The 12,008-nt window shown below is 40.8% G+C and carries 10 protein-coding genes; 1 reads left to right on the top strand and 9 read right to left on the bottom strand.

Annotated features, from left to right (window positions below; genetic code table 11):
* Positions 1-230: 230 nt before the first annotated feature.
* The 6 genes from galU to rppH form a co-directional block, all read right to left on the bottom strand.
* Complete coding sequence (galU, locus tag RB215_RS03855; RefSeq protein ID WP_011327445.1) at positions 231-1,109, bottom strand: UTP--glucose-1-phosphate uridylyltransferase GalU; 879 nt, start codon at positions 1,107-1,109, stop codon at positions 231-233.
* 23 nt (positions 1,110-1,132) lie between these two features.
* Positions 1,133-1,984 (bottom strand): thymidylate synthase, encoded by an 852-nt coding sequence (locus RB215_RS03850; RefSeq protein WP_011327444.1) that lies wholly within the window; start codon positions 1,982-1,984, stop codon positions 1,133-1,135.
* A 10-nt stretch (positions 1,985-1,994) separates the two neighbouring features.
* Entirely contained in the window at positions 1,995-2,798 is an 804-nt protein-coding gene (gene lgt, locus RB215_RS03845) for a prolipoprotein diacylglyceryl transferase (RefSeq protein ID WP_089367854.1), read from the bottom strand.
* A 12-nt stretch (positions 2,799-2,810) separates the two neighbouring features.
* Positions 2,811-3,620 (bottom strand): sulfite exporter TauE/SafE family protein, encoded by an 810-nt coding sequence (locus tag RB215_RS03840; protein ID WP_309216903.1) that lies wholly within the window; start codon positions 3,618-3,620, stop codon positions 2,811-2,813.
* Positions 3,621-3,687: 67 nt separating this feature from the next.
* Entirely contained in the window at positions 3,688-5,952 is a 2,265-nt protein-coding gene (gene ptsP, locus RB215_RS03835) for a phosphoenolpyruvate--protein phosphotransferase (RefSeq protein ID WP_309216902.1), read from the bottom strand.
* 28 nt (positions 5,953-5,980) lie between these two features.
* The gene (gene rppH / locus RB215_RS03830) at positions 5,981-6,499 is read right to left on the bottom strand and encodes an RNA pyrophosphohydrolase (protein WP_008111786.1); all 519 of its coding nucleotides are present in this window, start codon (positions 6,497-6,499) and stop codon (positions 5,981-5,983) included.
* 426 nt (positions 6,500-6,925) lie between these two features.
* On the opposite strand from rppH, the gene mutH reads away from it, so the two are divergent.
* Entirely contained in the window at positions 6,926-7,597 is a 672-nt protein-coding gene (gene mutH / locus RB215_RS03825) for a DNA mismatch repair endonuclease MutH (RefSeq protein ID WP_011327439.1), read from the top strand.
* A 409-nt stretch (positions 7,598-8,006) separates the two neighbouring features.
* On the opposite strand, the gene eno is transcribed toward mutH, so the two are convergent.
* The 3 genes from eno to mazG all read right to left on the bottom strand — a co-directional run bounded on the left by eno (position 8,007) and on the right by mazG (position 12,007).
* Positions 8,007-9,305 carry a phosphopyruvate hydratase gene (gene eno / locus RB215_RS03820; RefSeq protein ID WP_058372749.1) on the bottom strand — a complete coding sequence of 433 codons (1,299 nt, stop codon included), beginning with the start codon at positions 9,303-9,305 and terminating at the stop codon, positions 8,007-8,009.
* Positions 9,306-9,414: 109 nt separating this feature from the next.
* Positions 9,415-11,049: a CTP synthase gene (locus RB215_RS03815; RefSeq protein ID WP_011327437.1), complete on the bottom strand. Its 1,635-nt coding sequence runs from the start codon at positions 11,047-11,049 to the stop codon at positions 9,415-9,417.
* A 160-nt stretch (positions 11,050-11,209) separates the two neighbouring features.
* A complete protein-coding gene (gene mazG, locus RB215_RS03810) occupies positions 11,210-12,007 on the bottom strand; it encodes a nucleoside triphosphate pyrophosphohydrolase (RefSeq protein WP_089367850.1) in 798 nt (265 codons plus the stop codon).
* Position 12,008: the final 1 nt, after the last annotated feature.

Genomic DNA, 12,008 nt, shown 5'->3' with positions numbered 1-12,008 from the left:
TGAGTTTCAACGTTATGACTAATCAGCTTTAAATACCTAAAACATACTTCGCTAAATTTTTTGGGTGTAATTGCCCACAAAACAAGTTATTTGCTGCAGCGCTAAAATTTTACAATCGCTTTGTGCCGGAGCTTTATTTTTATCGCCAAATACAACGATATTAACGACTATAAAACAAAAAAGACGCCATATAGGCGTCTTTTTAGTTATTTTTATAAAAAGTAGGTATGTTAAATTAATGTTTTAATAAACGTTTTTAACTCGTCAGCAAATTCTTCACGACGTAGTGCAAACTCAATAGTTGCTTTAAGATAACCAATTTTACTACCACAATCGTGGCTGCGCCCTTTAATTGCGTATGCATCAACAGTTTCGTGCTGCATTAGCATGGCAATAGCATCAGTAAGCTGAATTTCGTTACCAGCTCCTTGCGGGGTTTTAGCGAGTAATGGCCAAATATTTTTACTTAATACATAGCGCCCTACTACTGCAAGGTTTGATGGTGCTTCGTTAACTGGTGGCTTTTCTACCATGTTATGAATTGGCGAGCTTTCGCCTTGTTTTAGCTCAACACTGCCTAAGTCAACAACACCAAATTGATCAACTTCAGCCATTGGTACTGGCTCTACCATTATTTGGCTATGTTGAGTTTGCTCAAAGCGACTGATCATTTCGGCTAAGTTATCTTTACTAAGATCGCTTTCCATATCATCAATTATTACATCGGGTAAAATAACCACAAATGGTTCGTTACCTATAATTGGCGCTGCACAGTTAATTGCATGCCCTAGGCCTTTGGCCTCGCCTTGGCGTACTTGAATAATGGTTACATCTTTAGGACAAATAGACTGTATTTCGGCAAGTAGCTGTCGTTTTACTCGTTTTTCTAGTGTGGCTTCAAGCTCAAAACTGGTGTCGAAGTGGTTTTCGATTGAGTTTTTACTTGAATGCGTTACCAGTACTATTTCTTTAATACCTGCGGCAACGGCTTCGTTAACTACGTACTGAATTAGTGGACGGTCAACAACCGGTAGCATTTCTTTTGGGATTGCTTTGGTGGCTGGTAACATGCGAGTTCCGAGGCCCGCTACGGGGATCACTGCTTTCATGGTGTTTTCCTTAATCTGTTTTGTTATACCGAAAATGGGTATTGAATAGCTTCGTGACACTCATAACCTGTCACTTCAAAGTCATCGCGTGTTACCCAGGTTTCTATATCGTTTAGTGATTTAATGTTTGGATTAATTTTTAACTGCGGCGATGCAAATGGCTCGCGTTTTAACTGCACATCGCGCATTAGCTCAAGCTGGTTTTCATAAATATGCGCGTTGGTAATTTTATGATACGCCTTACCCGCTTTGTGGCCAGTAATTTGTGCAACCAGTGCCAATAAAACAAAACATTGAATTTGATTAAAGTTTAGACCTAGCGGTACGTCGCAGCTGCGCTGAATCGACGTTAAATAAAGTGTGTCACCTAATAATGAAAACGTGTGGGTGTGCATACACGGGCGTAAACAGCCAAGCTCAAATTCGCCTGGGTTGTAAAAACTAATTATTTCACCGCGATCGTCTATACCATTTTTTAAGTTATTAATTACTTTTGCTAGTTGGTCTAGCGTTGAGCCATCTGGGCGCTGCCAAGCACGCCCTTGTACGCCATAAACACGCCCCATGTCGTCCTCACCTTTACGGTGCGGATTATTAAGCCAAGCGCTATTTTCGTTTGCGTTTGCATCCCAGGTTTTACAGCCTATTTCGCGAAACTGTGCCGCGCTATCGTAGCCACGCAAGTAACCGAGTAATTCGGCAATAGCTGCTTTGTAATAGCTTTTACGTGTGGTGATCATAGGAAACTGATTATTCGCCACATCGTACTCTAAATCGGCGTTGATCACGGTTAAACAGCGTGTGCCCGTACGTTTGTTTTCTACCCACTGGCCTTCATCAACAATACGCTGACATAATTGTAAATATTGTTTCATGGTATTTATTCTAACCCTTTACCGCTGTTTTTTGTGGTGCTTGCTTATAAGCCCAAATTAATAAGCCTAATCCGCCTACTATCATAGGCAGCGAGAGTATTTGCCCCATCGAGATAAAATCAGCAAATAAACCCAGCTGTGCATCTGGTTGGCGAAAGTACTCAATACAAAATCTAAATGTGCCGTAACCTAGTAAAAATACACCCGCTACACTACCAGCAGGGCGAGGCTTTTTAATAAACCACTGTAAAATTAAAAATAATACTAAGCCTTCAAAAAATGCTTCGTATAGCTGCGATGGATGGCGTGCTAACGGCCCGCCGGTTGGAAATACCATAGCCCATGGTACATCGCTTACTCGACCCCAAAGCTCACCATTTATAAAGTTACCTATACGTCCAGCTAATAAACCTACCGGTACAAGCGGTGCAACAAAGTCGCCTACTTGCAGTATTGACTTTTTACGTGTCCAAGCAAAAATAACAACCGCGGTTATCACTCCTAAGGTGCCACCATGAAACGACATTCCACCTTGATCTATCCTGAACAAATATAGGGGGTTTTCTATAAAATAGCTAAATTGATAAAATAATACATAACCAATACGCCCACCAAGAATTACCCCTAGCATGCCGTAAAATAGGAAGTCGCCTACTTGGTCTTTAGTCCAACCTGAATTTGGTTTTGCCGCTTGGCGATTTGCAAACCACATTGCAAATGCAAAACCTATTAAATACATTAATCCGTACCAACGTACGCTCAGTGGCCCGACAGAAAATATGATCGGATCGATTACAGGAAATTCCAGTGCCATAAAAATAAACCTTTAGCTAAAAACCATTTTAATTGCGATGATAACAAGTAACACCGCGAAAACTTTCTTTATTGTATTAACCGGTAAATAGTGGGTTGCTTTAGCGCCAATAGGCGCTATAAACCACGAGGTAATTACAATCCCAAATAATGCGGGTAAGTATACAAACCCTGCAAAACCGTGTTCTAAATCGGTAACCTGCCATCCGGCACTGATATAACCAATAGAGCCAAAAAAGGCGATTACAATTCCGCATGCTGCAGCGCAGCCTATGGCCTTTTTAATATCAACCGAAAAATAATGCAGTAAAGGCACTATTAGTGCGCCACCACCTATACCTATTAATCCAGATAGTGCCCCCATAATGGCGCATAAGCTGCCTAGAATAGGACCCGACGGTAAAGGTTTTTCTGACAAAGGTTTATTGCGAGCTGATAACACCATTCTTAAAGCAATAAATACCACGCTTACAGCAAATACTGTGCGTAATATTTGCTCGGGTATTAAGCTTGCAGCAAAGCCACTAATTAGCGCGCCAACAGCTACGCCCGACATAACCCAAGGTGCAATAACCCAAGGCACGTTATCATTTTTATGATGAGCCAGCGCTGAAGATGTAGAGGTAAACAAAATAGAGGCAAGCGATGTTGCAATGGCAATAACTAATACGTTTTCAGCAGCCGTTACATTAAAAGCGAGTAATAAGGCACTTAATACTGGCACAATAATTAAGCCACCACCAATTCCGAGTAACCCGGCTAAAAACCCGACAACATAGCCTAGTAGCGCGCAACTTGCAACCAATAATCCTAGATCATACATAGTTATCCCATATACCTTTTATTATGCGCGTATCTTAATGGATTCTGATTACAGTTAACACGAGAATTTATTTGGGGGTATAAAATAAGTTACCCAGCTCATGCTCTATCATAAAGCTGCGAGTTAAACGCAATACTTGCTTAGCCGACGATTGCGCTAAGCACTCTTTAAGTAATGCTTCCATTTCGCTGACATGTAAGCGCCTAAGCACCCATTTAACTTTATTTAATGATGATAAGTTCATACTTAAACGACGATACCCCATGGCAATAAGTAATATTGCGCCTTCAGGATCGCCGCCAAGCTCGCCGCATAAACTAAACGGTAGATCGTATTGCTGGCACTCACGAGCCACTTTATTTAATACTCTGAGCACTGCAGGGTGATACGGGTTAAACAGTTCTGCAACCCGCGCGTTTGATCTGTCTACAGCGAGCAGGTATTGCGTTAAATCGTTACTGCCCACTGAGCAAAAATCGACTTTTTTAGACCAGTCTGCCAGCATAAATACACTCGACGGTACTTCAAGCATAATACCTATATCGGGTCGTTCAATTGTTTGCTCTGGGTATTGCTCGTTCAGCTCAAAATACGCTTGCTCAAAAAGAGCTAATGATTCGTCTACTTCTTCTGTACCACTTATCATCGGCAGCATTATTTTTAAATTACCTAAGCCTATATTTGCTTTAAGCATGGCTTTGAGCTGATCTAAAAATAGCTCAGGGTGATCTAAACTAATGCGAATACCACGCCAACCTAAAAAGGGATTTTCTTCGGTAATATTAAAATAATCGAGAACTTTATCGCCACCAATATCTAACGTTCGCATTACTACCGGATTAGGGTAATAACTATTAAGTACTTCTCGGTACCAGGTTTCTTGCTCTGATTGCGATGGAAACTGCCCTTTTTGCATAAACCAGGCTTCGGTGCGGTACAAGCCAACGCCGTCACAAATATGGGCACTGTTTTGCTGCGTGTTTAACTCCAGCCCCGCATTGAGTAGTAAACTTATGTGTTCACCATCAAGGGTGACCGCTGTAAAGTTTTGCTCGGCTAAAAAACGATTATTAAGTAAGTTGTCTTGGTGTTGTAATTCTGTGTATTCATCAATTAGCATTTGCGATGGGGAAATATATAACCGCCCCGAAAACGCATCCAAAATCATTGGTTTACTATTTAATTGCAGTAATGGAATATCTTCGATGCCCCAAATAGCAGGCACGCCCATAGCACGGGTTAATATGGACGCATGACTGTTTGCCGAGCCATTTATGCTCACCACCCCCACTAAGCGATCGTTAGGCACCTCAGCCAGCATGGCTGGAGTAAGTGTATGCGCTATAAGTATGGTATTGGGTGGATAATCTTTTATTGCGAATTCGGTATTAACAAGGTAGTGCAACACTCGCAGGCCAATGTCTTTAACATCAACCGCGCGCTCTTTTATGTATGGGTCTTGCATGGCATTAAACTGAGCGATTAAACGCTCAATTACTATTTTTAAGGCGCTTTTTGCACACCAACCTTGTTGCAACTCCATCTCAACGTTATGACCTAAGCTTTTAGCATCGAGTAATTGCTGATAAACATCAAAAACAGCCAAAGCCTCATGCGGAATAGAATCACTTAGTGTCATTGATAGTGTATTAAATTCTTTTCGGGTTGCCGCTACGGCTTGGGTAAATAAGCGTCGTTGCTCATTTACATCGCTTTCTTTTTCAAGCTCAATTGATTTAAAGTTAACTTTAGGAATAACTACAAATGCATGGCCAATACTAATACCCGGAGCACTCGACACCCCTTTTAATACCGAGGTTTGATGAGAAGACTCATCTTGACGCAATACTTCTTTTATTTCAGCATGCGCTAATTGTGAGGCAAGTTGCGCCGACAAAGTAATTAAAAACGATTCTTCATCTTGGCTAAATACACGTGCCATTTTTTGTTGTACTACAATAACGCCCAGTACTTTTTTTTGATGCACCACAGGCACAGACAAAAATGCGTTATAGCCTTCTTCGTTTACTTCTGGGGAGAGCTTAAAGCGAGGATGAGATTTGGCAAAGGCAATATTAATTGCCTCCTCGCGCTGTGCCACCAGCCCTACTAGGCCTTCGGTAAAACCAATTCTAAACTTACCCACCGCATCGGGGTTTAACCCTTCGGTGGCCATAAGTACAAAGTTATCTTGGCTGTAGTCAGCAAAATAAATAGAGCAGCACTGGGTTTGCATGGCTTCTTTAACCATTGTCACAAAGCACGCTAAAGCACTGTCTAAATTCGCTTGTTGCGAAACCGACTCTGCAATAGACCTAAGTGTTGCCAGCATGTCCTGCTCCTTTAATTTACTAAACTAACTACCTTTTATTTCGCCAATGATCTTTTTGCTGTTCGCGTTTATTAAAAGGCATAGCAAAAGGAGCAAACTCTTTCATTACACGCCGATAAACATCGCGTTTAAACGACACCACCTGCCTTACCGGATACCAATAACTTACCCAGCGCCAATCATCAAATTCAGGATGATGGGTTTTAAGTAAATTTACGTCCTCATCTTTACAGCGTAGTTTTAGTAAAAACCATTTTTGTTTTTGCCCAATACATACCGGACTTGAGTCACGGCGTATTAATCGTTTGGGTAACTTATAGCGTAACCAATGTTTAGAACTTGCGACTATCTCTACATCTTCTGGTCGCAAGCCTACTTCTTCGTGTAATTCGCGGTACATGGTTTGTTCTGGCGTTTCACCATCGTCAACACCGCCTTGGGGAAATTGCCAAGAATGTTGACCATAACGTCTAGCCCAAAACACTTGTCCTTGGTTATTGCAAATTACAATTCCGACATTGGCACGAAAACCTTCGGCATCAATCACCTTAGTGCCTCATTTGTAAGTCGATTTTTAATGATTGTTCCACATTACCTGCTTTACGGCAAACAATATTGGAATATTTACTGTGGTTACTCACAGCTTGTGCATAACTTTTGTAAAACACGCTCATTTAGCAAACAAATCCACAATATAAGATCGCAAAACTGGATTTCTCCACAGATTCTGTGGATAAACATGTTTATATATGTGTACTCATTCAAACAACCTTAGTATCACTTAATGAAAACTGAACAGTTCATTTTTAAATTTCATTATAATTCATGAGCTTATATTTATTTAACTGTTTATTAAAGTGTGCGAAATTGCACCAAACCCAAGGTGCACAAAAAACACTCAAAGGCAAAGATATCCACGGCTGGACTGATTTGCTATCATGCCGATGGTATTTATTCAACTTAAATAAACAGTATGCGACCTATAAAACCACATTCAATTAATGACTTAATGCAGCGTGTTAATAATATTGCTGGGCTTACCCTTGGCCAATTAGCCAATGAGTATAACTTTAAAACGCCTGACGATTTACTCCGTGAAAAAGGCTGGACGGGGCAATTAATTGAATATGTATTAGGCGCAACTGCAGGCTCAAAACCACTGCCCGATTTTGAAGATTTAGGCATAGAGCTAAAAACATTGCCAATTTCTTATAAAGGCAAGCCGCTAGAAACCACCTTTGTGTCGGTAACCCCACTCATTAACGTTACTGGCATGACCTGGCACGCAAGCAGCGTACGTAAAAAACTAAACCATGTACTTTGGTTGCCTATACTAAGTGAGCGCGACATAGCCCCGTTTGATAGAACCATCGGCAGCGGCTTTTTATGGCAACCCACACCTGAGCAAGACGCTTTATTGCAACGCGATTGGGAAGAACAAATGGAGCTTATTGCGCTAGGGCGTATTGATGAAATATCGGGGCATTTAGGTGACGCAATTCAAATTCGCCCTAAAGCCGCGCACAGTAAAATAGTAACCGATGCTATTGGCCCTAATGGTAAAATTATTAAAACCCTGCCCCGTGGCTTTTATTTAAAAACCAGCTTTACTGGCGAAATTTTAAAACAGCAGTTTCAACTTTAATTTGTACAAATAGAAGTAAATTAGGGCGGCATAAAATTTAACTTGAGGCGACAACTAACTTGAAAAACTCCGTTGTGAGTAAATCATTTAAAATTTTTTGCACAAAGAGAAAAAATGAGAGTAAATGAGCAGTGACTAGACACATTATTTAGTCTTTTTAGCTTCTCTAAAGCGTAGCGCCTCATAACCTCTTTGTGCATATATTCACTTAAAGTCTTTTCACACTACTTTTAACATATTTAAACTAAAAAGAGAGATAGAAAACCCCACCTAAAAATCGTATTTAAACTGTTACTGACAGTTATCTCACTTCTGATTTTCTGGTTACTGTTTTACTTTTTACCTAGGCAAAAAAATCCCCACCAAAGTGAGGATTTATAAGCTTAAACATCATATTCTAATTAAAGAATTACTGACCTTTAACTTCTTTTAAACCGTTGTACGGTGCTTTAGCGCCTAATTGCTCTTCAATACGAAGCAATTGGTTGTACTTAGCAACACGATCAGAGCGGCTTAATGAACCTGTTTTAATTTGACCTGCGGCTGTACCTACGGCTAAATCTGCAATGGTTGAATCTTCTGTTTCGCCTGAGCGATGAGAAATAACAACTGTAAAACCAGCATCTTTAGCCATTTTAATTGCAGCTAATGTCTCAGTTAAAGAACCAATTTGGTTAAACTTAATTAAGATTGAGTTAGCAATACCGTTGTCGATACCACGTTTTAAAATCTTAGTATTGGTTACAAATAAATCGTCACCCACTAATTGGATTTTATCACCCATTAGTTTAGTTTGGTGTGCAAAGCCATCCCAGTCAGACTCATCAAGGCCATCTTCGATAGACACGATTGGGTACTGCTGAGTTAAGTCTTGTAAGAAGAAGTTAAACTCTTCAGAAGTGAACTTTTTGCCTTCACCTTTAAGATTGTAAATATTTGCTTCTTTGTCGTAAAACTCAGAGGCAGCACAATCAAGCGCTAATGTAATGTCTTTACCTAGCTCGTAGCCTGCATTTGCAACAGCTACTTTAATTGCAGCTAGTGCCGCTTCGTTAGATGCAAGGTTTGGTGCAAAACCACCTTCGTCACCTACCGCTGTTGAGTGACCGTCTGCTTTTAGTACTTTAGCTAGGCTGTGAAATATTTCTGCGCCCATGCGTAGAGCTTCACGGAAGTTTTTAGCGCCAATTGGTTGGATCATAAACTCTTGAATATCTACAGAGTTATCTGCATGTTCGCCGCCGTTGATAATGTTCATCATTGGCAATGGCATAGAGTAAACACCCGGAGTACCGTTTAAGTCAGCGATATGTTCATAAAGCTCAACTTTTTTAGATTGTGCAGCAGCTTTAGCCGTTGCTAGCGATACTGCTAAGATTGCGTTAGCACCTAGTTTTTCTTTGTTTTCGGTACCATCTAAATCTAGCATTACTTGATCAACAGTGCTTTGCTCAAGTGCATTTTGGCCTGCTAAAGCGGTTGCGATTTCATTATTAATAAAACCAACGGCTTTTAATACGCCTTTACCTAAATAACGAGATTTATCACCATCGCGTAATTCTAATGCTTCGCGAGTCCCTGTAGATGCGCCAGACGGCGCCGCAGCACGGCCCCATGAACCATCAGCTAAATGTACATCAGCTTCAACAGTTGGGTTACCACGCGAATCCATAATTTCGCGACCAATTACTTTTACGATTACTGACATCTTGATTCCTCTATATTCCCAAAATGGTGAATTACTGCCAACTTAATTTAAACTAATTTGGTTGGCATTTAAAACAAATAAGCCGTGCAATATGCACGGCCTATTAATATTACGAAGACGCTTTTTGGTGGATGTGAGCCGCAGCTACAAATCCTTCAAATAGCGGGTGACCATCGCGTGGTGTTGAAGTGAATTCCGGGTGGAATTGCGCTGCAATAAACCAAGGGTGATCTTTGTTTTCAATAATTTCTACTAGTTTTTTATCTTCTGATAAACCAGTAAAGCTTAAACCTGCTTTTTCTAGCTGCTCTACAAAGTTATTATTAACTTCGTAGCGATGACGATGACGTTCTACTATTTCATCGCTACCGTATACTGCATGCACTTTAGAACCCGGTGTTAAATGACATTTTTGTGCGCCTAAACGCATAGTGCCACCTAAGTCTGATTTTTCATCACGCTGCTCTACTTTACCCTCAGCATCTAGCCATTCGGTAATTAAGCCAACTACAGGGCTTGCAGATTGTGCGTTAAATTCAGTTGAGTTTGCATCAACAAGGCCGGCTACGTTACGAGCGTATTCAATTAACGCCACTTGCATACCTAAACAAATACCTAAGTAAGGCACTTTGTTTTCACGCGCGTATTTAGCCGCTAATATTTTACCTTCAACGCCACGACCACCAAAACCACCAGGCACTAAAATAGCATCTAGATGAGCTAACGAATCAACGCCTTTGGTTTCTAAGTCTTGTGAGTCAATGTATTGAATATTTACCGTTAAACGATTTTTCAGACCGGCATGTTTCAATGCTTCGTTTACAGATTTATACGCATCTGGTAATTCAATGTATTTACCTACCATACCAATAGTTACTTCACCTGTAGGGTTAGACTCTTGATAAAGTACTTGTTCCCATTCAACAAGGTCAGCTTCAGGGACATCTAAATGAAAACGACGACATACAAAGTAATCTAAATCTTGCGACTTTAATAGCGCAGGAATTTTATAAATACTGTCTACATCTGGTAGTGATATAACCGCTTTTTCTTCTACGTTGGTAAACAATGCAATTTTTGCACGTTCGTTACTTGGCAGCTTACGATCTGAGCGACAAATAAGAATATCTGGTTGAATACCAATTGAACGTAGTTCTTTAACCGAGTGCTGCGTTGGCTTAGTTTTCACTTCGCCTGCAGGGCCTAAAAATGGTACTAGCGTTAAGTGAATAAATAACGCACGCTCACGGCCTATTTCTGTACCCATTTGACGAATTGCTTCTAAAAATGGTTGTGACTCTATGTCACCCACTGTACCGCCAATTTCAACAAGTGCTATATCATAACCTTCAGCGCCAGAATAAACACGTTGCTTAATATCGTTGGTAATATGTGGAATTACCTGAATTGTTGCTCCAAGGTACTCGCCACGTCGCTCACGATGTAATACATCTTTGTATACACGACCTTGTGTAAAATTATTGCGACTTGTCATTTTGGTGCGAATAAAGCGCTCATAGTGACCTAAGTCTAGATCGGTCTCTGCGCCGTCTTCTGTAACGTATACTTCACCATGTTGAATTGGGCTCATTGTGCCTGGATCAACGTTGATGTAAGGATCCAGCTTTAAGATAGTAACATTTAAGCCACGGGCCTCTAAAATAGCTGCCAATGATGCTGCTGCAATACCTTTACCCAACGAAGAAACAACCCCGCCGGTAACGAAGATAAATTTTGTACTCATGCGAACCCTAGAATATCAGGAATTAAAAGGAATATAATACCCAAACAAGTGATTTTGGAATATAAACAGGACGGGGAGAAATTGTACCAAAGCATAGCCAATCAATCCAGCTAAAATTAGAAATTGTAAGCACAAAAAACAGCCATAATTTTACTACAAACTATTTGACTTTTTTGATCTCATCCCATGCAGCATCCATCTCATCAAGCGTGGCAGACTCTAAACATTTACCTTGGGCATTTAAATAAGCTTGGACTTTTTCAAAGCGAGTTGAAAACTTGTCGCTGGCGCTGCGCAGTAATTGCTCTGGGTCGCGCTTTATATGGCGCGCAACGTTTACTGTAGCAAACAGTAAATCGCCCAGCTCTTCTGCACTATGATCTGAATACGGATTGTGAGCGAGTGCTTCTTTTACTTCGTCTACTTCTTCGCTCACTTTATCCAATGCACCATGGTAACTTGGCCAATCAAAACCAAGAGCTGCCACCCGCTGCTGAATTTTTTTAGCTTTGCTTAAGCTTGGCATATTAACGGGAATATCTTGCCACAGCGAAGATGTAGCGCTTGCAGTTTTAGCGCTGCGCTCTTGTGCCTTAATTGCTTGCCACTGCGCTGCAAGCTCATCATCGCTTAGCGCTGTTTGCTTGTCGAACACATGAGGATGGCGGCGCGTAAGTTTAGCGTTTAATTGTGTCACTATATCGTTAAAATCAAATAGTTTTTGCTCATTTGCAAGTTGGGCATAAAACACAATTTGAAAGAGTAAATCGCCAAGTTCATTTTTAAGCTCACCTAAATTGCCCGATTCAATGCAATCGGCCACTTCAAACGCTTCCTCAATAGTGTGCGGCACTATTGAGCTAAAAGTTTGCTTACGATCCCAGGGGCAACCAAGCTCAGGATCTCTTAGCGTTTTCATTATATTTAGTAGTTGCGCAAGCGCGGCGTTATCTGCCATA

The organism is Pseudoalteromonas sp. HL-AS2, assembly GCF_031198805.1.
Taxonomy (GTDB): Bacteria; Pseudomonadota; Gammaproteobacteria; order Enterobacterales; family Alteromonadaceae; genus Pseudoalteromonas; species Pseudoalteromonas nigrifaciens.
The sequence above is the reverse complement of the archived record's forward strand: the minus strand, read 5'-3'. Positions and strand labels throughout refer to the sequence as shown.